This is a genomic window from Pikeienuella sp. (assembly GCF_046290545.1).
Lineage (GTDB): Bacteria > Pseudomonadota > Alphaproteobacteria > Rhodobacterales > Rhodobacteraceae > Pikeienuella.
This window is the reverse complement of sequence record NZ_JBKAGV010000009.1, coordinates 190,167-214,191: the sequence shown is the minus strand read 5'-3', so window position 1 is coordinate 214,191 and position 24,025 is coordinate 190,167. Positions and strand designations below refer to the sequence as shown.

Below are 24,025 nucleotides of genomic sequence, written 5' to 3'. Positions count from 1 at the left end.
CCGTGAAGCGTTTCTTGGGCATCTGGGCATTCCTCCGTTTCCAGATTCATGCCCGAAAAATCGCAATCGGTCCGGACCAGTTCTCCGGGTCAGGACCCGTCCGGATCTGACGCCTCTTTTCGCCGATGCGCCGCCCGGATAGAGGAGACTGGCCAAGCGGGAGGACAGGATGCGGATCGGGGTGCTGATCGCCGGATTGACGGCGGAGAAGCTGACGCCGGAATGGGGCCAGTATGACCGGTTTTTCGCCACGCTTCTCGAGCGATCTGGCGAGCCCTTCTCGGTGAGGGGCTGGCGCGTCGTAGAGGGCGAGTTCCCGGAGGGGCCCGAGGCGGCGGACGGATGGATCATTTCCGGCTCGAAGCACGGCGTCTATGAGGATCATGCCTTCATCCCGCCGCTAAAGGCCTTCATCCGCGATGCCGCCGCCGCCCGGGCGCCGATGATCGGAGTCTGTTTCGGCCACCAGATCATGGCGGAGGCGCTCGGCGGCCGGGCCGTGAAGTCGGATAAGGGCTGGGGGCTAGGCCTCCATGAGTACGAATCCCTGGCCCGACCCGGATGGATGGCCGAGACGCCGGAACGGCTTTCGCTGCCGGCGGTGCATCAGGATCAGGTCGTCGAACTCCCCCCCGGCGCCACACGCCTCGCCACATCGCCCTTCTGCGAGAACGCCATGCTCGCGTATGGCGATCCGGAGCGTCCCTGGGCGATCTCGATCCAGCCGCACCCGGAATTCACGGCGCCATTTGCACGTGAGCTGATCGCACTCCGACGCGGAGATGCGTTTCCGGAGGACGTTGCCGACCGCGCGCTCGCCGGGCTCGATGCGCCGGGGCCGGCGCATGATGGCGCGTGGGCGGCTCGTTGGTTCCGGGACTTCCTATTCATGCACAAGAAGTAGGCATCACGGGATTCTCGCCGCCCAATTGGGCGAAAAATGGTCGCCCCTCACAGACTGGTGGCGACCGGCTTTGATGCAGATCCATCAAGCCACTGTTTATGAACAATAATTGCTGATCCCATAAGTTTCCGAAAGATTGGCACAAGCTTTGCATAGAGGCTCCTTGGAAGCGCGCCCTTCAGCAGCGCGCGCGAAAGAGGGACAAGATGAAGCTCGTCACAGCAGTTCTGAAACCCTTCAAGCTCGAAGAGGTGCGAGAAGCCCTGACCGCCATCGGCGTGCAGGGCCTCATGGTCTCCGAGGTGAAGGGATACGGCCGCCAGAGCGGCCACACCGAAATCTATCGCGGCGCGGAGTATGTCGTGAACTTCGTGCCGAAGATCCGGCTCGAGATCGCCTGCCCGGACGGCGAGGCGGAGAAGATCGTCGAAACGATCGCAAAGACGGCCCGCACCGGAAAGATCGGCGACGGAAAGATCTTTGTCTGGGACATCGAACAGGCCGTGCGCGTCCGGACGGGCGAGCAGGGCGAGGACGCGCTGTGACGCGCTCAATTCTGACAGGGGAAAAATCCAGGATGAACAACACGTTCACGCGCGCCGCCGCCGCCGCGGCGCTGAGCCTAGCGGCGCTCGCCGCCCCGGCGATGGCCCAGGAGCCCAATCCGCCGGTCGCCGGCGAGATCGGCTACATCTTCACCACCTTCATGTTTCTCGTGGCCGGCTTCCTCGTGATGTTTATGGCCTGCGGCTTCGCCATGCTCGAAGCCGGTCTCGTGAGGTCAAAAAACGTCACGATGCAGTTGACGAAGAATATGGGGCTCTTCGCGCTAGCGGCGGTCTTCTATTACCTCGTCGGATACAATCTGATGTATCCGGGCGACGGCTGGACGATCACCAACTATCTCGGCGCGTTCAGCCCGACGTCGCTCGACCCGGTCGGCCTTGCTGATACTGAGCCGGATCTCACCTACGCGTCCGTCGGTTCGGACTTCTTCTTTCAGCTGATGTTCTGCGCGGCGACGGCGTCCATCGTCTCGGGCGCGCTCGCCGAGCGGATCAAACTCTGGCCGTTCCTGATCTTCACCATCATCCTCACGGGCCTGATCTATCCGATCCAGGCCTCCTGGAAATGGGGCGGCGGCTGGCTGAACGAGATGGGTTTCCTCGACTTCGCCGGCTCCACCGTGGTGCATTCCGTTGGCGGATGGGCGGCGCTCGCCGGCGCTCTGATCCTCGGCCCGCGCCTTGGCAAATACAAGGACGGCCGCGTGACGCCCATGCCGGGCTCCAACCTCACGCTCGCGACGCTCGGGACGTTCATCCTCTGGCTGGGCTGGTTCGGCTTCAACGGGGGCTCCCAGCTTTACATGAACACCGCCGGCAACGTTGCGGATATCAGCCGGATCTTCGCCAACACGAACATCGCGGCTTCCGGTGGCGCGCTCGCAGCCATGATCCTGACGCAGGTTCTATACAAGAAGGTTGACCTCACGATGGTGCTGAACGGCGCTCTCGCAGGTCTCGTCTCGATCACGGCAGAGCCGCTGACTCCCTCCCTCGGGGCGGCGCTCCTGATCGGCGCGGTCGGCGGCGCGATCGTTGTCTTCGCGGTGCCGTTCCTCGACAAGATGAAGATCGACGATGTGGTCGGCGCGATTCCCGTGCACCTCTTCGCCGGCATCTGGGGCACCATCGCGGTCGTGTTCACGAACGGCGACGCCTCCATCGGCGTGCAGCTGATCTCCATCATAACGGTCGGCGTCTTCGTCTTCGCGGTGTCGGCGGCGGTTTGGATGATCCTCAAGGCGACGATGGGCATCCGCGTGAGCCAGGAGGACGAGGTCAACGGCCTCGACATGACCGAACTCGGCATGGAGGCCTATCCCGAATTCGGCAAGGGCTCTCAGATCGGCTGATCCCTCTCAGGATCCCCGGGGCGGCGTGGCGCGCCGCCCTCACTCGCCCGGGCCGAAAGGCCCGGGTTTTTTGTTCTCTCAGCCATGGCGTTGACTTTCCTGCGCCCCTTCGCCGAGATGCGCGGGACCAACGGGCGGGAGCGCGCCGATGACCACCCGATGATGCGCCGATGAGCAGCGGGCCGGAGGCTCCGCCCGGTTATCGCATCGGGCTTCTCGGGGGCTCGTTCGACCCGCCGCACGAGGGCCACCTCCATATCACGCGGCAGGCGCTGCGCCGGTTCCGGTTCAATCGCGTCTGGTGGCTGGTCTCGCCCGGGAACCCGCTGAAAACGCGAGGCCCGGCTCCGTTGGCCCGTAGGCTAGAGGCCTGCCGGGCCCTGATCGGAGACGACCGGATCGAGGCGACGGGCGTGGAGGCCGAGCTCGGAACGCGCTATACTGCCGACACGCTCGCCGCGCTTCGCCGTCTGCATCCGGGCGTGCGCTTCACCTGGCTCATGGGGGCGGACAATCTGATGACCTTCCACCTCTGGGAAGACTGGCGCTGGATCATGGAAACCGTCCCCGTGGGCGTCATCGCCCGGCCCGGCGCGGCGGCGAAGGCGCGTCTGGCGCCGGCCGCGCGCGCCTTCCGCCGCCATCGGCTGAAGGGGGCGGAGGCGGCGCGCCTTTCCCATGCCCGCGCACCGGCATGGGCGCTCGTGACGGGCGCGACCTCGCCCGCCTCATCGACCGCAATCCGCGCACGGGGGGATTGGCCATGATCCGGCTCCGCGCGCTGCTACTGCCCCTTTGTATCCTTGTCGCCTGGAGCGCGGCGGCGACAGCGCCGGAGGTCTCTCCCCTTCCCTCGCCGCGGCCCGAGGCGCGGGCGCCGGATGCGCTGGCCCTGGTGGCGGAGGCAGGGCTCTCCGGAACCGTCGCCTTCATCGTCGTCGACCTCGAGACAGGCGCGCCTCTCGAAGGCGGGGAGGCGGACCTGCCGCTCCCGCTCGCCTCCGTGGCGAAAGCGCCAACGGCCGTCTATGCGCTGGACGCGCTCGGCCCGGACCACCGTTTCGAGACGCGGCTCGTGGCAAGCGGAACGCTGGAGGGCGGCTCGCTCTCGGGCGATCTTGTTCTGCAGGGCGGCGGCGACCCGGAGACGGACAGCGAGGCGCTGGACCTCCTCGCCTTTCGCGCGAAGGAGGCGGGGCTCGACTTCGTATCCGGCCGGTTTCTGGTCGATGCGGGGCTTCTTCCGACAGTTGAGCGGATCGATCCGACGCAGCCGGATACGGCCGCCTACAATCCGTCCGTCGGCGGCCTGAACCTGAACTACAACCGCGTCTTTGTGGAATGGCGCCGACGGGGCGGAGCGCCCTCGCTCTCCGTCGAGGCGCGGGCGGAAACGCTCAGCCCCGTGACCGCCGCGGTTCGGGTGGAGGCGCATGACGTCGTCTCGGCCCCCGGAGCCTTCGCCTATCTCGGCGGCGCGCCGGAAACGTGGCATGTCGCGGCGACGGCGCTCGCGAGGGATGGCGGGCGATGGCTTCCGGTCCGTCGCCCGGCGGACTATGCCGGAGAGGTCTTCGTCCGGCAGGCGGACGAGGCTGGGCTCAGGCTGCCGCCTCCGGAACCCGGCGCCGCCCCCGCCGTCGCGGACGTGATCGCCCGTGTCGAGAGCCGTCCGCTTGCGGATATCCTGACAGACATGATGCGGTATTCGACAAACCTTACCGCCGAGGCGGTCGGCCTTGCGGCGACGCGCGCCGTGGGCGGCTCCGCCGAAACGCTGGAAGCCTCGGCCGGCGCGATGAACGCATGGGCGGCGCAGTTCACAGGGTTCCCGCCGGGTGATCCGGGGTTCAGGCTGACCAATCACTCAGGGCTTTCGGCCGAAAGCCGCGCCAGCGTCCGTCGCCTTGCCGAATTCCTGGTCGCTGCAGAGCGGCGCGGCTTTCCGGCGCTGGGCGGCGGACGCGCGGCCACCCTGCGCGGCCTGACCCCGGATCGGCCCATCCTCGACGAAGGCGCGGCCACGCCGGCCGTCGCCGCCAGCGTCCGCGCGAAGACCGGAACGATGAACTTCGTGAGCGCGCTCGCCGGCTATATCGAGCCGGAAGCCGGCCGCCGTCTCGCCTTCGCGATCATCGCCGCAGATCTGCCCCAGCGCGCCGCCTTTGCGATGGATGAGGTGGAGACTCCGCCCGGCGCCCGCGCCTGGGCGGCGCGGGCGCGGGCGCTTCAGCGCGCGCTCATCCGAAGCTGGATCGCGCGCTATGCGGCGCCGCGCCTCGCCGCCGCCTCCGAGTAGGCCTCCACCGCTCAGAGGTCGGCGGCGGTCTTCTTCAGGAACGCGGCCATGTCCGTCCGGAACTCGGCCCGATTAAGGGCGAAGGCGACCGTCGCCTGGAGATAACCGAGCTTGGAGCCGCAATCGAACCGCTCGCCCCTGAACCGGAGGCCGTGAACGGGACGGCCGATCTTGATCTCCTGCGCGATCGCGTCAGTCAGCTGGATTTCGCCGTTTGCGCCCGGTTTGATGACCGAGAGGTTCTTCATCACCCGCGGGCTGAGAATGTATCGGCCGATCACGGCGAGATTGGAGGGCGCGTCAGCCGCCTTGGGTTTCTCGACCATGCCGCGCATCTCGACGAGCCGTCCATCGTCGCTCGCCGGATCGATCACGCCATAGCTCGAAATACTCTCCGGCCCGACTTCCATCGCGGCGACGATGCAGCCGCCCATCTCGTCATGCGCCTCCACCATCTGCTTGAGGCATCCGGTCTCGCCCTGGATCACGTCGTCCGGAAGGATCACCGCGAAAGGCTCGTCGCCCACGAGATGCCGCGCGCACCATACCGCGTGGCCGAGGCCAAGCGCTTCCTGCTGGCGAAGATAGCTGATCGCGCCGGAGGGCATCTCCGCCGGCTTGATGAGTTCGAGAAGGTCGGGCTTGTTCTTCTCTTCCAGCGCGCGGACAAGCTCCGGCGCGCTGTCGAAATAATCCTCGAGGGCGGATTTTCCCTTCGCGGTCACGAAGATGAAGTCGGTGATCCCGGCTTCGCGCGCCTCGTCGATGGCGTACTGGATGAGCGGGCGGTCCACGAGCGGCAGCACTTCCTTCGGCACGGCCTTCGTCGCGGGAAGGAAACGGGTTCCGAGCCCGGCGACGGGAAACACAGCCTTGCGCACAGTCGTCATTCGATCCTCCTCGGTTCGCCCTTGTCTCTATATCGCCCGCATGACGATTCCAATGCGCGGCGCCGCTTTCCCTCTGGCGCGCGGAGCGGCATCTTCCGCGAAACGGATGAGGAAAGCGTAGTGACAGTCACCAAGGACAGGGCGCTCCTGCGAAACATGTTCGACGCCGCTCTCGACGCCGCGGCGCCCGGCCGGCTGCTCGGCGCGCATCTGCCGAAGCCGCCTGCCGGCCGGCTGATCGTGATCGGCGCGGGCAAAGCCGCCGCTTCCATGGCCGCTTCATTTGAGGCGGCGTGGGGCGCGCGTCTCCCGGCGCCGGAGGGGATGGTCGTGACGCGCTACGGCCACGGCGCGAAGACGGAACGGATCGAGGTCGTCGAGGCGGCGCATCCGGAGCCGGACGAGGCCGGGCGGGAGGCGGCGCGGCGCATCCTCGCACTCGCGGAGAGCGCCGGGGAGGGGGACCTCGTCCTGTCACTGATCTCGGGCGGCGGCTCCGCGCTCCTCTCCCTTCCGGCTCCGGGCGTCGATTTCGCCGAAAAGCAGGCGCTCACCCGCGCCCTCCTCGCCTCCGGCGCGCCGATCGGAGAGATGAACGCCGTCCGCAAGCATCTTTCCGCGATCAAGGGCGGCAGGCTTGCGGCCGCCGCCTTTCCGGCGCGCGTGCTCACATTGGCGATTTCCGACGTGCCGGGGGACGATCCGGGCGTCATCGCATCGGGGCCGACGGTCGCCGATCCGACGACATTCGCAGAGGCGCGCGCGATCCTCGCCCGACGCGGGATCGCGGCGCCGCCTTCAGTGGCCCGCCATCTCGAAACGGAGGCCGAGGAGACGCCGAAACCGGGCGATGCGCGCCTCTCGCGCGCCGAATATCGGCTGATCGGCGCTCCGATGCTGTCGCTCGAAGCCGCCGCCGCAGTCGCGGAGGCGGCCGGCGTCCGCCCTCTGATCCTCGGTGACGCGCTCGAAGGCGAGGCGCGAGAGCTCGGAGCCGAGATGGCGGCGCGGGCCCTCGCCGAGAGCGGGCCGGTCGTCCTCATTTCGGGCGGGGAGACGACGGTGACGATCCGGCGCGAAGCCGCGCCGCTCGGGCGCGGCGGGCGAAATGTCGAATTCCTCCTCGGCCTCGCCGCAGCGCTTCGGGGCGCGCCGGGCGTCTCCGCCATCGCCTGCGACACGGACGGGGTGGACGGGATGGAGGAAGTCGCCGGCGCAATCATAGATGAAGGAACGCCCGTCCGCGCCGTTGCCGCGGGCCTGTCCTTCGAGGACGCCCTCACCCGGCATGACGGCCACGGCTTCTTCGCCGCGACGGGCGATCAGGTCGTCACCGGGCCGACGCTCACCAACGTGAACGACTTCCGCGCCGTGCTGGTGCGGCGCGGCTGAGCCGCGCCGCAGGTCGGTCATTCCGCGGCGGAAAGGACACCACGGTTGATCTGGTCCATCTCGATGCTCTCGAACAGGGCCTTGAAGTTGCCCTCTCCAAAGCCGTCGTCGCCCTTCCGCTGGATGAACTCGAAGAAGATCGGGCCAACCACCGTCTTGGAAAAGATCTGGAGGAGGATGCGCGTCGTGCCCCCGTCCACCACGCCCTCGCCGTCGATCAGGATGCCATGCGTCTTCATCCGGTCGATCGGCTCTTCGTGGTTGGCGACCCGCTTGTAGGACATGTCGTAATAGACATCCGGCGGCGGCGGCATGAACTCGAGCCCGTTCGCGGCCAGCGCGTCGACGCTCCGGTAGATGTCGTTCGTCGCCACCGCGATGTGCTGGATGCCCTCGCCGTTGTATTCGCGGAGATATTCCTCGATCTGGCTGTTCTCGTCCGCGCTTTCATTGATCGGTATGCGGATCTTGCCGCAGGGCGAGGTCAGCGCGCGAGAGAAGAGGCCGGTCATCTTCCCCTTGATGTCGAAGAACCGGATTTCCTTGAAGTTGAAGATGCCGGAATAGAAGCCGTACCACTTGTCCATGTTGCCGCGATGAACGTTGTGGGTCAGGTGATCGAGATAGAAGAAGCCGAGGCCCTCGGGCCGCGGATCGACCGCGCCGAACCACTCATAGTCCTTCATGTAGGGCGAGCCGCCGTCGCGCGCGACGAAATAGAGCAACGAACCGCCGATGCCGAGGATCGCGGGCGCGTCCATCACCTTGTCATCGCCATGATAGCCTTTCGCGCCATTCGCAACGGCATGTTCATAAGCCTGCTGCGGGTCCACCACGCGCCACGCCATGGAGGCGGCGCAGGGACCGTGCTTCTTCACGAAATCAGCGGCGAAATCGCCCGGCTCCGCGTTGACGAGATAGTTGACGTCGCCCTGGCGATAGAGAGTCACATCCTTCGTCCGGTGCTTCGCGACCGCCGTGTAGCCCATCATGCGAAAGAGCTTGTGCAACGCCTCGGGCTCCGGGTGCGCAAACTCGACGAACTCGAACCCGTCCGTCCCGGCGGGGTTATGCTTCGTGATCTCGGCGGGGGCGGCGTCGTGCGGGAAGGGTCCCATGGCCAGGCTCCTCTCTGAGTGGCTATTTTGTGAGAGAATGGCGAAAACGACGCGCGATGTCCGTGCGTTTTTAGGATATCGCGATAGGATGACGCACAGACAGTGAGCAAATCGCGAGAGAGGCGCACGAAATGGACCTTGACGGATTCGACCGGAAAATCCTCGCCCTCCTTCAGCAGGATGCGAGCCTCACCAACGCCGCGCTGGCGGAGCGGGTCGCCCTCTCTCCCTCGCAGTGCTCGCGCCGCCGGATCGCGCTGGAAGAGGCGGGGTTCATCAGCGGATACCGCGCGGAGGTGGAGCCTGCGCGGCTCGGTTACGTCGTGGAGGCGTTCAGCCGCGTGACGCTCGCCGCCCATTCCGAGAGCGTTGTGGACGACATCGCCGGCTTCTTTGACGACCTGCCGGAGGTGCGTATGGCCTATACGCTCACGGGCGACGCTGACTACCTGCTCCACGTCCAGGTCAGGAGCCTCGACGAACTGGCAAGCTTCGTCCACCGCCGCCTCCTCCCGCACCCGATGGTCGCTCAGGTGCGGTCGGACATCGTGCTTCAGCGTGTCGGAAGGATGAAGGGCGTGCCGGTATGAGCGGCCTTCAGGCGACCCATCCGCTCAGCTCGACCTTAAGGATCGCCTCCATCATGTCGATATGCGCCTCGTCGTCGTTGAGGCAGGGGATATAGTCGAACCGCTCGCCGCCCGCCTCCTCGAAGGCTTCCTTGATCTCCTCGTTGATCTCCTCGAGGGTCTCGACGCAATCGGCTGAAAAGCCGGGGGCCATGATGGCGATGTGCTTCTTGCCGGCCTTCGCCAACTCCGCGACATGCTCGACCGTATAGGGCTGGAGCCATTGCTTCGGCCCGAAGCGGGACTGGAAGGTGGTCAGCACCTCTCCCTTTTCCCAGCCGAGCCGCTCACGCAGGAGCCGCGTCGTCTTGTGGCAGGCGCAATGATAGGGGTCGCCCTTGTCCAGATAGTCTTTCGGCAGGCCGTGATAGGAGGCGACCAGCACGTCGGGCCGCCGGTCCATCGCCGCATAGGCGCGCTCCACGGATTGCGCCAGGGCCTCGGCGTAGAGCGGATGATCGTTATAGGCGGAGACGGTCCGGAAAGCCGGCTGCCAGCGCATCTTCATCAGCGCGCGGAAGGCCTGGTCGTTCGCCGTCGCCGTCGTCGTGGCCGAGTACTGCGGATAGAGCGGGAAAAAGACGATGCGGTCGCACCCCTTCTCCTGCAATTCCTGAATCTTGGAGGGCGTCGAAGGGTCGCCGTAGCGCATGCAGAAATCGACGATCACCTGGTCGCCATAGGCGGCGTGGAGCCGCGCGGCGACTTTCTCGGTCTGCGCACGGGTGATGGTGCGAAGCGGGCTCTCGTCCTTCTCGCGGTTCCAGATCGAGGCGTAAGCCTCGCCGGATTTCTGCGGCCGCGTGGTCAGGATCACCAGATTGAGGATCGGCTGCCAGAGCCATTTCGGCGCTTCGATCACGCGCTGGTCCGACAGGAACTCCTTCAGATACCGGCGCATGTTCCAATAGTCGGTGCCGTTCGGAGTGCCAAGATTGACGATCAGCACACCGGTCTTCCGCGAAGGAATGCGCGGATGGTCGCCCGGGGCGTGGGCGAGGCGATCTAGGGCGGCCTCGTCTTTCATCAGGTCTCTCATCGGCTTCCCACCCTTCTTACATGGCGCGACGGCGCGGTGCGAGAGGTAGCCCGGCTTGCCGCGGCTTCAAACGGGCGCGTCTATTCGCCTCCCTCACGCGGCAACCGTCCCTCTTCCGCGCCCAGCGCGTCCGCGAGGCGCGCTGCGGCCGAGCCAGGGCGGAGCGGCTTCGGCTGTCCTTCGGCCGGGGCCCAGCCGGCGAGATGGATTATCTCGAATGTCGCGGTCACTCTGCCGTCGTCTCGTCCGAAACTTGTGGCGTACAATTCCGCCGCCCGGTCGAGCGTCGAGGGTCGGCTGAAGCGGCGGCGGCGGCGCGCGAGCACGTTCGCCTCCGCCATCGCCCGAAGGTCCCGCATCAGATGAACAGGGCTACGGTATGCAGCCTCCACCCGGTCCACATCGGCCACCGGCATGGCGTAGCCGGCGCGCTGCAGGAGGGCGCCGAGATCCCTGATCTCAGCCATCGGCGCGACGCGGGGAGAGATTCCGCCCTCCACCTCGGCCTCTGCCTCGGCGAGCGCAGCGCGCAGTTCGTGCAGCGTCCGCCCGCCGGGAAGCGCGGCGAGAAGCAGGCCGTCCGGCTTCAGGAGCCGCCGGAGCCGGACGAGCACGCCAACAGGGTCGTTCGCGCGATGGAGCGTCATGCCTGAGACGACGAGATCGTACTCCCCGGCCTCGCCCTCCGGCTCCTCTTCCGGCGCGATCCGGGTCTCCGCCCCCGGCGCGCGCGCGGCGGCGAGCGCGGCAAGGGGCGCCGCGCTCTCCGTCTGCACAGTTGCCTCCGCCTCCGGCCTCCCGCCGATAGCGGCGGCGAAGGCACCGAAGCCCGAGCCGTGAATCAACGCGCGCGGGAACGTGCGGTTGACATCGGCCATCCGCTCGGCGACGCCTGAAGCTGCGCGTTCGTGAAGGAAACCGGCGGCGCCGTCCTCCATCAAGGTTTTCTTAACCCTTTCGGCGCGCAGAATGCGGACGCGATGATCGAAAAGCTCCATGACCCTGCCTCCGGAGACGACGCTGCCGGGTATACGCGCCCCGCGCGCAGGCGCAACCCTGGCGGGTGGGTCGCCCGCGCTGCCGAGACGATCGCAAGGCTCGTCTATCCCCCCGCCTGCCCCGCCTGCCGGGCGGAGATCGCGGAGCCGGGCGGGCTCTGCCCGGCTTGTTGGCGGGACACGATCTTCATCAACCCGCCTGCTTGCAACTGCTGCGGCGCGCCCATGGCCTTCGGCCCGTCCGAAGGGCTGGTCTGCGACGCTTGCGAGCATGCGCCGCCCGCATGGGCGCGCGGCGTCGGCGCTGTCGTTTACGAAGGGGCCGCGCGGCGGCTCATCCTCGCGCTGAAACATGGGGACCGGCTGGACGTCGCGCCGCTTGCGGCGCGCTGGATGCTGGCGGCGCAGGGCGGCGCGGGCGGGACGCTGGTGAAGACGGCGGACCTCATCGCGCCGGCGCCGCTGCACTGGAAACGGATGCTGAAGCGGAAATACAATCAGTCCGGGGAGATCGCTCGGGAGCTGGCCCGCATTTCGGGCAAGGACGCCGCTCTCGCGCTCGATCTTCTGGAGAGGACCCGCTCGACACAGAGTCAGGAGGGAAGGAACCGGCGCGAGCGGCGGGAAAACGTGGCCGGCGCTTTCGCCGTGGCCCGCCGGTGGCGCAGCCGGATAGCCGGGCGCCGCGTGCTGCTGATCGATGACGTGCTCACGACCGGCGCCACCCTTTCGGGCTGCGCGGAAGCGTGCCGCGCAGCCGGCGCCGCAGATGTGAACGTTCTCACCTTCGCCCGGGTTGCCCGCGAGGAACGGCCCGCCTAAATCATAGGTCTTGCGTACCGGGGACGAGTATGGCCGAGGTCGAGATCTATACGACGCCGATTTGCGGCTATTGCCGGATGGCGAAGCGCCTGCTTGAGAGCAAGGGCGTCTCCTATCGCGAATTCGACGTGATGGCCGAACCCGCGCTCCGCGCGGAGATGACGCAGCGTTCCAACGGCGGTCGCACGGTGCCGCAGATCTTCGTCTCCGGCCTTCATGTCGGCGGTTGCGACGATCTCTATGCCCTTGAGCGCTCGGGCAAGCTAGACCCGCTTCTGACGGCTTGAAGCGGGCGGGCCGCCGCGGCAGGCTTGAGCGATGATCCTCCGCACAGCGCTTCTGCAGCTTTCCTCCTCCGACGATCCGGCGGCCAATCTCCCGGAGACGGAAGCTCTGGTCCGCAAGGCGGCCGAGGCGGGGGCCACATTGGTGGCGACGCCGGAGGTGACCAACATCGTCTCCATGAACCGCGCGCGCCAGCGCGCCATGTTGCGGAGCGAGGCGGAGGACGCCACGCTCGCGCGGCTCCGCGCGGTCGCATCCGAACTCGAGATCTGGCTCCTAATAGGCTCGCTCGCGCTTTCCGGCGAGGCCCCGGACGGCCGCTTCGTGAACCGCTCCTTCCTTGTGACGCCGAAAGGCGCCGTCGCAGCCCGTTACGACAAGATACACATGTTCGACGCAGCGCCCTCGGCGGGGGAAACCTATCGTGAGAGTTCGGGATACCAGCCAGGCGCGGAGGCCGTGCTCGCGCATACACCCTGGGGCGGTCTCGGCATGACGATCTGCTATGACATGCGCTTTCCCGAGCTTTATCTCCGGCTGGCGAGGGCCGGAGCGAAGATTGTCACCATACCCTCCGCCTTCACGCGGCCGACCGGCGCCGCGCATTGGGCGCCGCTGCTTCGCGCACGAGCGATCGAAACGGGTTGCTTCGTTCTTGCGCCGGCGCAGACCGGGCGGCACCGCGCCGCGGAAGGGCCGGAGCGGGAGACCTGGGGGCGCTCCCTAGTTGTCGGCCCCTGGGGCGAAGTGATCGCCGATGGCGGGGAGGCGCCTGGGGTCGTCATGGCCGATCTCGATCTGGCGGCGGTCGATGCGGCGCGACGGCGCGTTCCCTCCCTCTCCGGCGCCCGCATCTTCTCGGGGCCTTGACGCTGCAAGTCCGTTCCGTTCACTCTTGAACGAAGCACGGAGGGGCCATGCGCGCGTCGGACGATCCGATCGCTTTCACCGTCCTGACGGAGATCAGGGCGATAGAGCAGTTGGCGGAACAGCGTCTCCGCCGGGCGCTTCCGGAGGGATTGGAGCTGTCGCAGTTCGCCGTGCTCAACCATTTCTCGCATCTCGGCGGCGAGAAGAGCCCGGCGCAGCTGGCGCGGGTTTTCCAGCTGACCAAGGGCGCGATGACGAACACCATCGCGCGGCTGGAAGGCGCAGGCTACATCCATGTGCGCGGCGACGAAAAGGACCGGCGGCGCAAGCTGGTTTCGCTCACCGAGAAGGGTCGCGCTACGCGGGACGCGGCGACAGCCGCCATTGCGCCGGTCTTTGCGGAAATCGTCGCAGGCGTCGGGCGGGAGCGGCTTCGCGCGGCGCTGCCAGGGTTGCGCGATCTGCGCCTGTTTCTCGCGGGGTCCGGCGAGACCGCCGGGCGGTCATAGCCCATCGGGCTGGGGCTCATTGACGCGCTGCACGAAAAATTGTGCGCCGCCGTTCAATAGGCTTGATCCGCACGTTTCGTCCGTTCCGGGAGCCTCTTCGGATTTCCCAAGGGAATCAGCGCCTTCGGGAGCAGGCTGACCGGCGCCCCGTCACCTCGCGAAAAAGTTTCATCTTGCAAGACTTGTGATGACGAAACCGAATTGACCTTTAAATTTCTGTCACTTCGCGCCATGTTCCGCTTTCTGAAACTAAAGGGCGATACGCGCCGACAGAGCGCACAAGAAGCCTGACGAACGGGAACAGGCGCCGCATAAGCGGCGTGGGGACAGCAACGGGACGCGAATGGCCACGCTCGAATCCGTGCAGAACGACATCATCCGCCTGCTTGGCGCAAAGGTCGAAGGGGACCTGGCGCTGACGGCGGACACGAATATCGTTGCGGATACGGGCCTCGACTCCGTCAGCGTCATGGATTTCGTCTTCGAGCTTGAGGACGAGTTCGGGATCACGGTGCCTCTTGACCGTATCTCGGACGTCAAGACGGTGAGGCAACTCGCCGAGACGGTTCATGGCCTGATTCTGGAAAACGCCTGAAGCGGACCTGAGGACGCAGGAGTAGGCAGTGAGCATCGAAGAAAAGGCCCAGGCCGTTCAGAAGGCGTTCGGCGCGCTCAAGGCGCTTGGCCGGGATCCGACCCGCCTCGAATTCGAAGAGGTGATCTCGCCGACTGAGGCGATACTCGAAGGTCGCCGCACGATCCTGCTCGGGACGAACAACTATCTCGGCATGACCTTCGACGCGGAATGCTTGGCCGAGGCGAAAGCGGCTATCGACCGTTTCGGAACCGGCACGACAGGCTCGCGCATCGCCAACGGCACCTACGGGCTGCACAAGGCGCTGGAGGCGCGCGTCGCCTCCTTCTACGGCAAGAAGTGCGCCGTGGTGTTCTCGACAGGCTATGCGGCCAATCTCGGCTCCATTTCCGCACTCGCGCAGCAGGGCGACTATCTGCTCATCGACGCGGACAGCCACGCCTCGATCTATGACGCATGCAAGCTCTCCTCCGCCGAGGTGATCCGCTTCCGCCACAATGATGCGGAAGACCTCGCGCGCAAGCTCGCGCGCCTCGAAGGCAAGCCCGGCGACAAACTCGTCGTGACCGAGGGCATCTACTCGATGCTTGGTGATACTGCGCCGCTGAAGGAGATCGCCGAGGTTAAGCGCCGCTACGGTGCCTATCTCATGGTCGATGAGGCGCATTCGCTCGGCACGCTTGGCGCCCTCGGCCGCGGTCTCTGCGAGCAGGCCGATGTCGAGGCGGATTGCGACTTCATCGTCGGCACCTTCTCCAAGTCGGTCGGAACGGTCGGCGGCTTCTGCGTCTCTGATCACGAGGGCGTGGAAATCCTGCGATCGATCTCGCGGCCGTACATGTTCACCGCCTCGCTCCCGCCCGCGGTGATCGCCGCGGCGCGTCAGAGCTTCGACCAGATCGAGGCGCGTCCCGACCTTCGCGAGCAGCTCTGGCGCAACGCCCGCACCTTTTTTGACGGCCTTGAGGCGCTGGGCTTCGACCTCGGTCCGGAGGTTTCGCCCGTCGTGGCCGTGAAGCTGCCGGGCAAGGAGACCGCGGTGCGCTTCTGGAACGCTCTGATCGAGAATGGCGTCTACACCAACATCGCGATCCCGCCCTCGACGCCGAACGCGCTCTCGCTCCTCCGGTCCTCGATCTCGGCCGCGCATACACGCGAGCAGATCGCGGATGCGCTGGACGTATTCGCCCGGGTCGGAGCCGAGATGGAGTTGATCCCCGCCAACAAGGCGGACCGTCGCCGCCTCGCGGCGCCACAGGGCGCGCTGCGCATCGTCACCGGCGGCGCGACCAGCAAGTCCGAGGCCGAGCCGTCGGCCCCGCGTTCCGAGAAGGCCGCGGTGAAGCGGTGAGGTTCAGCGCCGGCGGCGATGCCGGCGGATCTTCCACAACAGATAGCGCGGCCCGCCCTCGAAGGTGAAGGCGGCCTTCGCCAGCCGCGCGATGTGGAGCGCCTTTCCCGTTATGCGCCGCGCCGTCCATGAGCCGCTCGCGCCGGAGGCGGCGCGCACGGGCGCGGTGAGCGGCCAGAGCGCGGCGAAGCGCGGTTCGTCCCTCGTGACGATCTCGCCGGCGCGGCCCGGCCCCTCGACCCGGAATTCGACCCGGTATGTCGCCGCGAAGAGCATCCGCCAGGCCTCCGCCCCCCCGGCGCCGGGCGCGAGCCGCTCGGCCCATAGCGCGCCAGACTCAACCGCCGCGGCGACGGCCTGCGCCGCGGCATGCGCGGCCGCCTTGTCCCTCGACCAGACCAGCGCCGCGCGCTGGCAGAACCGGGCCCAGAATGTCGTGTCCAGCCCGTCCGGGTCCATCCGCGCACGAAAGACATCGAGCGGCACGACGGCGACCTTGGCCCGCATGCCCTCGAAGTCCAGCGGATAGACATTGGGCGGCAGGGCGCGGCCGGCGGCGGCGAGGCGCCGGCCCTCGCCCCAGGCGCCTTCGCCTTCTGTCAGCGCATAGAAGTCCAGCATGCCCTCCTCCGTCCCCCGCTGCAGGCAGGAGCCATAGAAAAGCACGGCGACGACGCCCGGCCGTTCCGCCAGATGCGCAGCGAAAGCCGCGGCGCGCATGGAGACTGGCCGCGCCAGCTCGGCCTCGATGAAGGACAGGAGCGCCGGCGCCGGCCGGCGCATCTCAGTCGCTCAGCTTCTCGAGATTGGCGTCGGCGCGGCGCGTCGCCGCCTCGAACCGCGCCTCGAAATCGGCAAGGTTCTTCTTCGGCTCCTGATAGAAGGCGGTGAGCTTCATCAGGTTCAGCATCAACTTGTTGAGCAGTCGCCCCCGCCAGCGCATCGGCCTGTCGAAATCGAAGAGGAGGATCACCCGCTCCTCATCGGTGTCATTCCAGACCTCATGCTCGAACGTGTCGTCGAAGGCGAAGGCCTCGCCCTCTTTCCACGCGCGCACCTCGTCCGCCACCCGGATGCGGCACTTCTCCCGATCCTTCGGAATGATGAGACCGACATGGGCGCGCACGATGCCTTTCGTGACCCCTGTATGAGCCGGGATATGGTAGCCGGGCGCAAGAATGGAGAACCACGCCGTCTGCACGTTCGGCACGCGGGAAAGCATCTCCGCCGTCACGGGCGCCTGGCGACAGTTCTTTTCCAACCGGTCGCCGAAGCCGTAGAGAATGAATGTCTTCCACTGCTGCGCCTTGGCGATGCGATGCTGGTCGGGCGAGACCTGCTCGAAGCCGGGGATGGCTTCGCGATGCTTCAGGATCTCCAGCACCTCCTCGCGCATCGCCTCCGATTTCTCCTCGAACTCGCGAAGAAACGGGAAATGATCATTGCCGATGAAGGGCGTGTCGGGCACCAGCCCGTCCTTCGCCTGGAACTGCGCCACCCAGCGCATCAGGCGCTTGCCGCGCTTCTTGACGAACTTGCGGATCGGCCGGTTCAACGTGGCCGGCTTGGCGGAGGGTCTCGGTTCGATCTCTTCGGCGGCGGCCATCGGCTTCGCGCTCCCGTGTCGTTTGAGCGCCGGGGATACCCGCTCGAGGGGCTCAAGTCGAGCCGGTCAGACGGAGAGAAATGTCGCGGTCTCGCTGGCGGTGAGCCTGACAAGGCCGTCCGCGCCGGGCGCGAAGGGCTCGCCGTCCATGACGAAAGGCGTCTCCAGCCGCAGGGTCGCAACCTCGGACCGCCCGCTCCGATAGGCCTCGGACATCCAGCGCCGGGGCCGCCCGAGCGCGACGAAGGGGGCGGCGAGGGCGAGCCGCGGGGGCTCCGCCGCGATGTCGAGGAAACGCAGCCGCCCCGAGCCGCTCCCCCAGAAGGGCGAGAGGCCGAAGAGGAGCGCGCCCGGCAACGAAGTGGCCGCCACGAGCATCCGTGGCGCGCTTTCCGGCGCTGTCGTCGACGCCGCAAAACCAATCGGCCAGGGTCCGCGGAGCGCCCGTGAGCGGAGAAGCCTGAGCACCGCTAGCAGAACCTGCAACCCGTGCCGCGCGCCGATCTCCTCGCGCGCGAAGCGCGTCGCCGCCTCGTAGGCCCCGGCTCCCACGATGAAGCCACGCATGGCCTCCGCCCCTTCGCGCTCGGCCTTGAGAACCGGCAGAACGCTCCGACGCAACCGCTCCGGCGCAAGCGGAGCGCCCCCCCGCGGTGCGCACCCGGCGCTTCGGGCGATCAGGTTGGTGTTGCCGGTCGGTCGCAGCGAGAAGGGCGGCGGGCTTCCTCCCCAGATCCGGAAGGCCCGGCTGACGACCTCGCGCACCGTTCCGTCCCCGCCTTCGATCACGATCGCGGCCACCCCGGCCTCCCGGAATTCGGCCAGCGCGGCCTCGAGCGCGGCGAAATCCTCCGGCATGCGAAGGATTTCGCCAGCGCCCGCCGGCGATCCGCGCGTCGCGCGGGTCGCGGCGCGGTTGCGGATCAGGCCGATCGGGCTGGACATGAGGCGCGGCTTTCGGCGAAAGGATGGGCCTCCCCTATCGGCTCGGCCGCGGCCCCGCAAGCTGCGCGCCCCGGCGAGGAACCGCGATGCCCGGCTTCACGATCGCCCATTTCACCGACGCGCACCTCCCGCTTCACGGGGGCTTCGCGCCGCTCGAACTGCTTGGCAAGCGGGGGCTGAGCGCACTGAACTGGGCGCGCCGGCGCAGCAGGCTGCATCTCCGCGCCGTTGCGGAGGCGCTGCGGGACGACATCCTCGCTCATCGTCCCGACCATGTGACGATGACGGGAGACGCGGTGAATTTTGGCCTCCCGCGCGAGTTCGCCGCCGCCGCGTCCTGGTTGTCCGGCTTCGGTCCGCCGGAGACATTGAGCTTCGTGCCCGGCAATCACGAGGCGATCGCGCCGGGGGCGGAGGCGGCGCGGGAAGCGGCCTACGCCCCGTTCACGCGCGGGGAGCAGCCGGACGGAGCCTGGCCGGTGCTCCGGCGGTTCGGGCCCGTGGCGCTCTTCGGCGTCACCACGGCGATCCCGACTGCGCCCTTCCTCGCGCAGGGCGAGGCGGGGGCCGCTCAGATCCGCGCGCTCCGCCGCGCGCTCGGGGCCGCCGCCGGGCTGTGCCGGATCGTGCTGATCCACCATCCGCCGACCGAACTTGCCCGGCCGCGAAAGGCGCTGCGGGATCGGGCCGCGCTCTCCGCCGCCATCGCCGAGGCAGGTGCGGCGATCGTGCTTCACGGGCACGATCACCGGAACGAACTCTCCTGGATCGATGGGGCCGCCGGGCGCATCTCGGTTCTGGGCTGCCCTTCCGCCTCGACGCCGCCGGGGCGTGGCGCCGCGCCGGCAGAATGGCGCTTCCTGCGCGTCCGCGAGACCGAGGCGGGCTGGCGGATCGAAATCCTGCGTCGCGCTCTCGGTCCGGCCGGGTTCGCCGACCGCGGCCGCTTCACGCTGACTTCGCCACGCTGACCCGGACGAGGGGCAATTCGAACCAGAAGAGCGCGCCCGCGCCTTCCTCGCTCTCGACGCCAATCTCCCCCTTCATCGCGAGGCAAAGCTGACGGCAGATGTTGAGCCCTATGCCGACGCCGCCATGTCGGCGGGACTCGGTCTGCTCCACCTGGCGGAAGCGGTCGAAGATGGCGCCGAGCTGGCCGGCGGGAACGCCGGGCCCGTTATCCTCGACCTCGAAGCGGAGGCCGTTGGCCAGTGGCCGGACGCGCACCTTCACATGCCCCTTGCCGGTGAACTTCACAGCGTTGTTGAGGAGATTGGAGAGGATCTGACGCACGCGCTTGCCGTCGCCCCGCCAGAGCCCCCGGAGCGAGGGATCGAGGGCGAGGGTGATCTCCGTCTCCCGCGCCACGTCCATCGCCTGGATGGCGCCGACAAGCGTGCGCGTCATGTCCTCAAGGTCGAACTCGCCGATCTGAAGCCGCATCTCTCCCGCCTCGATCATCGAGATGTCGAGCAGATCGTCCATCAGGCCGGTCAGCGACTTGGCGGAGGCGAGCAGCACGTCCACGAACTGGCGCTGGCGATCGTCAAGATTCGTATGCGCGAGGAGCTCGCCCATCCCGATCACGCCATTCATCGGCGTGCGGAGCTCGTGGCTCAATGTGGCGAGGAAAGCGTTCTTGATCCGGCTTGCGCTCTCTGCCTCGCGCCGCGCGCGCTCCAGACGCTCCCGCGTACGCTCGAGCTCAAGGTTGCGGCGCCGGGCGGCCTCCGCCTCGCGCAGGAGCTTCAGCTTCGAGGAGACGATGGCCGCGATCGTCGTGAGAATCGAGAGGTGGTTGACAGTGAAGACGTTGGCCGAAGCCTCTTCGCTGTCGATCACGCCGACGACCTTGCCATCGATCATCATCGGGACGCAGATTTCGCTCAAGGCCGGTTCGAGATCTGGGATGTACGAGGGCTCCTTCGAAAGGTCGGTCACGATGATCGGCTTTCCGCCCGCCGCCACCTTGCCCGTCACGCCCTCGCCCATGCGGATGCGGAGGGAATTGACGATGTCATAGCCTTCGGGATTCTTCGCGCCGAGCGCCGCGACCTGGCGGAGATAGGCGCCGAGCGGATCGGTCAGATAGATCACGCAATCGTTGAAGCCCATCTTGCCGACGACTTCGCGCGCGACATGCCACATCAGCTCCTGTTCGGAGTCGATGGCCATGATGTCCACCGCGAACTTGTTGAAGATGCGGAACAGCTCTTCGCGCGCGAGGAGCAGATCCTCCGCCTCGGCAAGCCTGGCCTCAAGCTCTTCCATGCGGGACGTCTTTCTGGCGGCGCCGGCCATTTGCTCCCGATCTTGCCTCCACACGCATTTCCGCAGGAGCGAAGACTACGGGAATCGGCAGCGTCGCGCCAGCGCCGAAGCGCGTGGAGTCGAAGCGCCGCGGTTGCGACACCCCTGCGCGTCCCGTAAAGGTGCGGGGCGCGCTGGCCGCGCGGCCTTCAGAGAGCATGATGCGCCTCAAGCTCAGCACGATAGACGCCTATCTCCTTCGTCTGATGGCGACGCCGATGGTCGCCGCCCTCGCCGTAACGCTCGCCGCCCTTCTTCTCGAACGGGTCCTGCGTCTCTTCGAGCTGCTGACCGGCAAGGGCGCGCCGCTCGGCCTCGTTCTCTCGATGACCCTCAATCTTGTCCCGCACTATCTCGGCCTCGCACTTCCCGCGGCCTTCGCCGTCGGCATCATCGCCGTGATGACCTCGCTCGGGTCGGAGAATGAGCTGGACGCGATGGAGGGCGCCGGCTGGTCCATACGCCGGATCGGCGCTGGCTTCGTTCTCTGCGGTGCGGGGCTCGGCGTCCTTTCGCTGTTGCTGTTCGGTTATCTGCAACCCTACTCCCGATACGCTTTTCAAGCGGTTAAACATGAGCTTGTGAACGCAGCTTGGGATGCGAGGGTCGAGGCTGGAGCCTTCATCGACGCCGGCCGGGGCATGACGATCTCGGCCGAGGAGGTGGACCCGACCGGCCGCTACCTGACGCGCGTCTTCCTTCTCCAGGTCGAGGAGGACGGCGCGGAGCGGATCCTGACTGCGGAGCGCGGCGTTCTGATCCCCAATCCGGAGACGCGAACGCTGCGGCTCCGGCTCGAGAACGGCGTCGCCGTCTCGATCGGCCGGGCGGAGGGCGAGCTTTCCGTCCGGTTCGACTCGCTGCTGCTGGAGCGGGAATTCGATCTTGACAGCGGCTTCTTCCGCCCCCGCGGCGGCTCCGAGCGCGAGCTGACGCAGGATGAACTGCTCGTCCGCATCCGCGGGGAGGACGGATTGCCGACAGAGCCGCGCTATGCCGCGGAGTATCACGGGCGGCTGGTGCGCGCGCTCGCCCTTCTCGGCGTGCCGCTGATAGCCGTGCCGCTCGCAGTGGCGGGGAAACGCTCGCCCGTCTGGCGGCGCGTGGTGGTGGCGCTCGCGGTCCTGATCGTGTTCCAGAACGTGACGAAAACGGTGGAGGGCCTCGCCGCCAATGGCGCCGTTCCGCCGGCGCCGGCGCTCTGGGGGCTTTGCGCCGTCTATTTCGCCTTCGGCTTCTGGTTATTCCTTACGACTTCGAGCCAGGGATCCGACGGCGCCGCGCGGAAGTTCTATGTCATTGTCGACAACGCCTTGCGCCGCGCACGCGCAGCCTTGCCCCTTCGGTCGGGCGAAGAGGCCGAGCGGTCGTGACCCTGGCCCGGCATCTCGGCGGCGTCGTGCTCGTGCGCGTGCTCGGCGCGCTGCTCGCGCTCGGCGGGCTCGCGGCGGCGCTTGACCTCGTGGAGAGCGCGGCGGATGTGCTGGCGCGTGATGACGGCGGCCTGGCGCGCTACCTCGCGCTGCGCGCGCCGGTTATCCTGACGGCGGTGACGCCGGTGGCGCTGATCGTCGGGCCGGTCCTCGCCTTCCTGTCCCTCGCGGGCCGGAGCGAATTCGTGGTGCTTCGCGCGGCGGGCGCCACGACCTACCGGATGCTTCTTTCGCTCATGCCGGTCGCGCTTGCGCTCGGCCTGGTCTTCTACGTGCTGACGGACCGCGTCTCGCCCACGCTTGAGGGGCGCCTCTCGGCCTGGCTGGATCCGGCGCCGGCGGAAAGCGCAGGCGCGTTCTGGGCGCGGACGCGACAGGGCGTGATCCACGCCGCCTCCTCCTCCCCCGCGGGCGACCGGCTCGGCGGCGTCGAGATCTACGGGACGGATGCAGAGGGCCGCCTGCTCACGCGCATCACCGCTGGCGCCGCGCGCTATGACGACGGAGCCTGGCGGCTGGAGGATGCGGTCAGGCTCGTGCCCGGAGAAGCCAGGTCGACCCGGATCGATGGCGAGTTGTGGGAGACGACGCTCCGCCCCGCGAATGTCCGCGCTCTCGCCGCGCCGACCCGGAGCGTGGCCGGAAATGTGGCGGAGCGAATCCTCTCCGGAGGGTGGGTTGGGAATCGCACTGCGGAATTCTATCAGACGCGGGTCTACCGGGGCTACGCGGCCTTTCTCGCTCCGTTCGTGATGATCCTCCTCGCCGCGCCGGCAGCCTTCGGCACAAGGCGGGGCGGCGGGCTTGGTGGGCGGGCGGCGATGGCGGTGGCGCTCGGGTTCGGCTTTCTCCTTCTCGACGGAATGCTGACTGCGCTCGGCGAGACAGGAAACCTGCCGCCCGCTCTCGCCGCCTTTGGCGCAACGGCGATGTTCGGAGCCCTTGGGCTCTGGATCCTCATTTCACTGGAGGAATGACGATGCAGGTAATCGAGGTCCGGGAGGTCGCCGGCAAGGCGGAGATGAAGACGTTCATCCGCCTGCCCGGCCGCATCATGGCCGGCGACCCGAACTGGATCGAGCCGCTGCATTTTGAGCGGGCGCAATTCTTCTCGCCGAAGAGCAACCGCTGGTTCGACCACGGCGAGGCGGCCTTCTTCATCGCGTGGCGCGGAGGTCGCGCGGTCGGGAGGATCAGCGCACAAGTCGACCGGCTTTCTCCGAAGGTGGATGGGCGCGTCTGCGGCCTCTTCGGCGCCCTCGCGGCAGAGGAGGATCAGGCGATCGTCTCGGCGCTCGTCGCCGCGGCGGAGGGCTGGCTCCGCGGCCGGGGCGCAGGCTGGATGCGCGGCCCGTACACGCTCAACATCAACCATGAGGCGGGCCTCCTCGTGGACGGATTCGACAGCCCGCCCTTCCTCCTGATGCCGCATGACGCGCCCTGGCTCGGCCCGATGGTGGAGGCGACCGGCCTCGCCAGGGCCCGCGACGCGTTCGCCTACCGGCTGGACACGACGGACGGGCTGCCGGAGCGCCCCAAGCGACTCTTCCGCAATGCGCCGGAGCGGCTTCGGACTCGGCCGGTGGACCTCGGGCGCTGGGCCGAGGAGGTCGCGCTCATCGCCCGCATCTTCAATGAGTCGTGGAAGAACAACTGGGGCTTCGTGCCGTTCACCGAGGGCGAGATCGACGCGATGGCGAAGGAGATGCGGCCGCTGATCGACCCAGGCCTCTCCCGCATCGCCGAACTGGACGGGGAGCCGGTGGGTTTCATCATCCTTCTGCCGGACGTGAACGAGGCGATACGCGATTTCCGCGGCCGCCTCTTCCCCTTGAATGTCCTTCGCCTGCTCTGGCGTCTTCGCTACGGGCGAATCCGGGGCGCGCGGGTGCCGCTGATGGGGATGATGCCGGGGCTGGACGGAATCGTCGGCTCCATCGCCCCTCTGATGCTCATCTATTCGCCCGAGCCGCGGTACCGCGAGCGCGGGTTCACCGAACTCGAGTTTTCCTGGATCCTCGAGGATAACCTCCCGGTCCGCAAGATGATCGAGATGCTGGGCGCACGCATCGCGAAAACTTACCGCTTCTACGAGCGCCCGCTCGACTGAGC

25 protein-coding genes are annotated in these 24,025 nt (G+C 67.6%); 17 read left to right on the top strand and 8 right to left on the bottom strand.

The genetic code is table 11. The annotated features are described in order from the left end of the window. The first annotated feature begins 169 nt into the window (after positions 1 to 169). The 5 genes from ACE37J_RS08290 to dacB all read left to right on the top strand — a co-directional run bounded on the left by ACE37J_RS08290 (position 170) and on the right by dacB (position 5,121). Positions 170 to 904 (top strand): type 1 glutamine amidotransferase, encoded by a 735-nt coding sequence (locus tag ACE37J_RS08290; protein ID WP_409709902.1) that lies wholly within the window; start codon positions 170 to 172, stop codon positions 902 to 904. A 206-nt stretch (positions 905 to 1,110) separates the two neighbouring features. Continuing rightward, on the top strand, positions 1,111 to 1,449 hold the full coding sequence (locus ACE37J_RS08285; RefSeq protein ID WP_409709899.1) for a P-II family nitrogen regulator: 339 nt from the start codon (positions 1,111 to 1,113) through the stop codon (positions 1,447 to 1,449). A gap of 32 nt (positions 1,450 to 1,481) precedes the next feature. Continuing rightward, positions 1,482 to 2,822, top strand: a complete 1,341-nt coding sequence (locus ACE37J_RS08280; RefSeq protein WP_409709896.1) for an ammonium transporter — start codon at positions 1,482 to 1,484, stop codon at positions 2,820 to 2,822. A 170-nt stretch (positions 2,823 to 2,992) separates the two neighbouring features. Then, positions 2,993 to 3,589 carry a nicotinate-nucleotide adenylyltransferase gene (locus tag ACE37J_RS08275; protein ID WP_409709893.1) on the top strand — a complete coding sequence of 199 codons (597 nt, stop codon included), beginning with the start codon at positions 2,993 to 2,995 and terminating at the stop codon, positions 3,587 to 3,589. Continuing rightward, positions 3,586 to 5,121, top strand: a complete 1,536-nt coding sequence (gene dacB / locus ACE37J_RS08270) for a D-alanyl-D-alanine carboxypeptidase/D-alanyl-D-alanine-endopeptidase (RefSeq protein ID WP_409709890.1) — start codon at positions 3,586 to 3,588, stop codon at positions 5,119 to 5,121. Before ACE37J_RS08275 ends, dacB begins: the two co-directional genes overlap by 4 nt. Positions 5,122 to 5,132: 11 nt before the next feature. Here dacB and galU read toward each other — a convergent pair whose 3' ends face one another. Next, positions 5,133 to 6,011: a UTP--glucose-1-phosphate uridylyltransferase GalU gene (gene galU, locus ACE37J_RS08265; protein ID WP_409709887.1), complete on the bottom strand. Its 879-nt coding sequence runs from the start codon at positions 6,009 to 6,011 to the stop codon at positions 5,133 to 5,135. A gap of 120 nt (positions 6,012 to 6,131) precedes the next feature. Here galU and ACE37J_RS08260 point away from each other — a divergent pair, with 120 nt between their 5' ends. Further along, the gene (locus ACE37J_RS08260) at positions 6,132 to 7,403 is read left to right on the top strand and encodes a glycerate kinase (RefSeq protein ID WP_409709884.1); all 1,272 of its coding nucleotides are present in this window, start codon (positions 6,132 to 6,134) and stop codon (positions 7,401 to 7,403) included. A 17-nt stretch (positions 7,404 to 7,420) separates the two neighbouring features. Here the strand turns inward: ACE37J_RS08260 and hppD are convergent, their stop codons facing one another. Continuing rightward, the gene (gene hppD / locus ACE37J_RS08255; protein ID WP_409709881.1) at positions 7,421 to 8,521 is read right to left on the bottom strand and encodes a 4-hydroxyphenylpyruvate dioxygenase; all 1,101 of its coding nucleotides are present in this window, start codon (positions 8,519 to 8,521) and stop codon (positions 7,421 to 7,423) included. 131 nt (positions 8,522 to 8,652) lie between these two features. Here hppD and ACE37J_RS08250 point away from each other — a divergent pair, with 131 nt between their 5' ends. Then, positions 8,653 to 9,111, top strand: coding sequence for an Lrp/AsnC family transcriptional regulator (locus ACE37J_RS08250; protein WP_409709878.1), 459 nt, complete (start codon positions 8,653 to 8,655; stop codon positions 9,109 to 9,111). Positions 9,112 to 9,118: 7 nt separating this feature from the next. Here the strand turns inward: ACE37J_RS08250 and hemH are convergent, their stop codons facing one another. Beyond that, positions 9,119 to 10,177, bottom strand: a complete 1,059-nt coding sequence (gene hemH, locus ACE37J_RS08245) for a ferrochelatase (protein WP_409709875.1) — start codon at positions 10,175 to 10,177, stop codon at positions 9,119 to 9,121. 92 nt (positions 10,178 to 10,269) lie between these two features. Further along, the gene (locus tag ACE37J_RS08240; protein ID WP_409709872.1) at positions 10,270 to 11,127 is read right to left on the bottom strand and encodes a methyltransferase; all 858 of its coding nucleotides are present in this window, start codon (positions 11,125 to 11,127) and stop codon (positions 10,270 to 10,272) included. Positions 11,128 to 11,169: 42 nt separating this feature from the next. Between ACE37J_RS08240 and ACE37J_RS08235 the strand changes: the two genes are divergently transcribed. From ACE37J_RS08235 to spt, 6 genes are all read left to right on the top strand, one after another. After that, positions 11,170 to 12,009, top strand: a complete 840-nt coding sequence (locus ACE37J_RS08235) for a ComF family protein (RefSeq protein WP_409709869.1) — start codon at positions 11,170 to 11,172, stop codon at positions 12,007 to 12,009. Positions 12,010 to 12,038: 29 nt separating this feature from the next. After that, positions 12,039 to 12,296, top strand: a complete 258-nt coding sequence (gene grxC, locus ACE37J_RS08230; protein ID WP_409709866.1) for a glutaredoxin 3 — start codon at positions 12,039 to 12,041, stop codon at positions 12,294 to 12,296. A gap of 31 nt (positions 12,297 to 12,327) precedes the next feature. Beyond that, positions 12,328 to 13,164 (top strand): carbon-nitrogen hydrolase family protein, encoded by an 837-nt coding sequence (locus tag ACE37J_RS08225; RefSeq protein ID WP_409709863.1) that lies wholly within the window; start codon positions 12,328 to 12,330, stop codon positions 13,162 to 13,164. A gap of 47 nt (positions 13,165 to 13,211) precedes the next feature. Then, positions 13,212 to 13,673 carry a MarR family winged helix-turn-helix transcriptional regulator gene (locus tag ACE37J_RS08220; RefSeq protein ID WP_409709859.1) on the top strand — a complete coding sequence of 154 codons (462 nt, stop codon included), beginning with the start codon at positions 13,212 to 13,214 and terminating at the stop codon, positions 13,671 to 13,673. Between the two features lie 343 nt (positions 13,674 to 14,016). After that, complete coding sequence (locus ACE37J_RS08215) at positions 14,017 to 14,268, top strand: acyl carrier protein (protein WP_409709856.1); 252 nt, start codon at positions 14,017 to 14,019, stop codon at positions 14,266 to 14,268. A 28-nt stretch (positions 14,269 to 14,296) separates the two neighbouring features. Beyond that, positions 14,297 to 15,619 carry a serine palmitoyltransferase gene (spt, locus tag ACE37J_RS08210; RefSeq protein WP_409709853.1) on the top strand — a complete coding sequence of 441 codons (1,323 nt, stop codon included), beginning with the start codon at positions 14,297 to 14,299 and terminating at the stop codon, positions 15,617 to 15,619. A 3-nt stretch (positions 15,620 to 15,622) separates the two neighbouring features. On the opposite strand, the gene ACE37J_RS08205 is transcribed toward spt, so the two are convergent. The 3 genes from ACE37J_RS08205 to ACE37J_RS08195 form a co-directional block, all read right to left on the bottom strand. Further along, a complete protein-coding gene (locus tag ACE37J_RS08205; RefSeq protein ID WP_409709850.1) occupies positions 15,623 to 16,402 on the bottom strand; it encodes a hypothetical protein in 780 nt (259 codons plus the stop codon). A gap of 1 nt (position 16,403) precedes the next feature. Further along, entirely contained in the window at positions 16,404 to 17,225 is an 822-nt protein-coding gene (locus ACE37J_RS08200; RefSeq protein WP_409709848.1) for an aspartyl/asparaginyl beta-hydroxylase domain-containing protein, read from the bottom strand. A gap of 66 nt (positions 17,226 to 17,291) precedes the next feature. Next, entirely contained in the window at positions 17,292 to 18,170 is an 879-nt protein-coding gene (locus ACE37J_RS08195; RefSeq protein WP_409709845.1) for a diacylglycerol kinase family protein, read from the bottom strand. A gap of 86 nt (positions 18,171 to 18,256) precedes the next feature. Between ACE37J_RS08195 and ACE37J_RS08190 the strand changes: the two genes are divergently transcribed. Beyond that, complete coding sequence (locus ACE37J_RS08190) at positions 18,257 to 19,141, top strand: metallophosphoesterase family protein (RefSeq protein WP_409709842.1); 885 nt, start codon at positions 18,257 to 18,259, stop codon at positions 19,139 to 19,141. On the opposite strand, the gene ACE37J_RS08185 is transcribed toward ACE37J_RS08190, so the two are convergent. Beyond that, entirely contained in the window at positions 19,119 to 20,441 is a 1,323-nt protein-coding gene (locus ACE37J_RS08185) for an ATP-binding protein (protein WP_409709838.1), read from the bottom strand. The two genes, ACE37J_RS08190 and ACE37J_RS08185, sit on opposite strands and share 23 nt — an antisense overlap. Before the next feature lie 197 nt (positions 20,442 to 20,638). On the opposite strand from ACE37J_RS08185, the gene ACE37J_RS08180 reads away from it, so the two are divergent. Genes ACE37J_RS08180 through ACE37J_RS08170 form a run of 3 tightly spaced genes read left to right on the top strand, consistent with a single transcriptional unit; the run spans position 20,639 to position 24,023 of the window. Next, positions 20,639 to 21,853: an LptF/LptG family permease gene (locus ACE37J_RS08180; RefSeq protein ID WP_409709835.1), complete on the top strand. Its 1,215-nt coding sequence runs from the start codon at positions 20,639 to 20,641 to the stop codon at positions 21,851 to 21,853. Next, entirely contained in the window at positions 21,850 to 22,890 is a 1,041-nt protein-coding gene (locus ACE37J_RS08175) for an LptF/LptG family permease (RefSeq protein ID WP_409709832.1), read from the top strand. The genes ACE37J_RS08180 and ACE37J_RS08175 overlap by 4 nt, the downstream gene beginning before the upstream one ends. After that, positions 22,887 to 24,023 (top strand): hypothetical protein, encoded by a 1,137-nt coding sequence (locus ACE37J_RS08170; RefSeq protein ID WP_409709829.1) that lies wholly within the window; start codon positions 22,887 to 22,889, stop codon positions 24,021 to 24,023. The genes ACE37J_RS08175 and ACE37J_RS08170 overlap by 4 nt, the downstream gene beginning before the upstream one ends. The last annotated feature ends 2 nt before the right edge of the window (positions 24,024 to 24,025 follow it).

Excerpts from the sequence above, each read along its gene's own strand:
- ACE37J_RS08290 (WP_409709902.1), top strand. The coding sequence starts at position 170 with ATGCGGATCGGGGTGCTGATCGCCGGATTGACGGCGGAGAAGCTGACG.
- ACE37J_RS08285 (WP_409709899.1), top strand. The coding sequence starts at position 1,111 with ATGAAGCTCGTCACAGCAGTTCTGAAACCCTTCAAGCTCGAAGAGGTG.
- ACE37J_RS08280 (WP_409709896.1), top strand. The coding sequence starts at position 1,482 with ATGAACAACACGTTCACGCGCGCCGCCGCCGCCGCGGCGCTGAGCCTA.
- ACE37J_RS08275 (WP_409709893.1), top strand. The coding sequence starts at position 2,993 with ATGAGCAGCGGGCCGGAGGCTCCGCCCGGTTATCGCATCGGGCTTCTC.
- dacB (WP_409709890.1), top strand. The coding sequence starts at position 3,586 with ATGATCCGGCTCCGCGCGCTGCTACTGCCCCTTTGTATCCTTGTCGCC.
- galU (WP_409709887.1), bottom strand. The coding sequence starts at position 6,011 with ATGACGACTGTGCGCAAGGCTGTGTTTCCCGTCGCCGGGCTCGGAACC.
- hppD (WP_409709881.1), bottom strand. The coding sequence starts at position 8,521 with ATGGGACCCTTCCCGCACGACGCCGCCCCCGCCGAGATCACGAAGCAT.
- ACE37J_RS08250 (WP_409709878.1), top strand. The coding sequence starts at position 8,653 with ATGGACCTTGACGGATTCGACCGGAAAATCCTCGCCCTCCTTCAGCAG.
- hemH (WP_409709875.1), bottom strand. The coding sequence starts at position 10,177 with ATGAAAGACGAGGCCGCCCTAGATCGCCTCGCCCACGCCCCGGGCGAC.
- ACE37J_RS08240 (WP_409709872.1), bottom strand. The coding sequence starts at position 11,127 with ATGGAGGACGGCGCCGCCGGTTTCCTTCACGAACGCGCAGCTTCAGGC.
- ACE37J_RS08235 (WP_409709869.1), top strand. The coding sequence starts at position 11,170 with ATGATCGAAAAGCTCCATGACCCTGCCTCCGGAGACGACGCTGCCGGG.
- grxC (WP_409709866.1), top strand. The coding sequence starts at position 12,039 with ATGGCCGAGGTCGAGATCTATACGACGCCGATTTGCGGCTATTGCCGG.
- ACE37J_RS08225 (WP_409709863.1), top strand. The coding sequence starts at position 12,328 with ATGATCCTCCGCACAGCGCTTCTGCAGCTTTCCTCCTCCGACGATCCG.
- ACE37J_RS08220 (WP_409709859.1), top strand. The coding sequence starts at position 13,212 with ATGCGCGCGTCGGACGATCCGATCGCTTTCACCGTCCTGACGGAGATC.
- ACE37J_RS08215 (WP_409709856.1), top strand. The coding sequence starts at position 14,017 with ATGGCCACGCTCGAATCCGTGCAGAACGACATCATCCGCCTGCTTGGC.
- ACE37J_RS08205 (WP_409709850.1), bottom strand. The coding sequence starts at position 16,402 with ATGCGCCGGCCGGCGCCGGCGCTCCTGTCCTTCATCGAGGCCGAGCTG.
- ACE37J_RS08200 (WP_409709848.1), bottom strand. The coding sequence starts at position 17,225 with ATGGCCGCCGCCGAAGAGATCGAACCGAGACCCTCCGCCAAGCCGGCC.
- ACE37J_RS08195 (WP_409709845.1), bottom strand. The coding sequence starts at position 18,170 with ATGTCCAGCCCGATCGGCCTGATCCGCAACCGCGCCGCGACCCGCGCG.
- ACE37J_RS08190 (WP_409709842.1), top strand. The coding sequence starts at position 18,257 with ATGCCCGGCTTCACGATCGCCCATTTCACCGACGCGCACCTCCCGCTT.
- ACE37J_RS08185 (WP_409709838.1), bottom strand. The coding sequence starts at position 20,441 with ATGGAAGAGCTTGAGGCCAGGCTTGCCGAGGCGGAGGATCTGCTCCTC.
- ACE37J_RS08180 (WP_409709835.1), top strand. The coding sequence starts at position 20,639 with ATGATGCGCCTCAAGCTCAGCACGATAGACGCCTATCTCCTTCGTCTG.
- ACE37J_RS08170 (WP_409709829.1), top strand. The coding sequence starts at position 22,887 with ATGACGATGCAGGTAATCGAGGTCCGGGAGGTCGCCGGCAAGGCGGAG.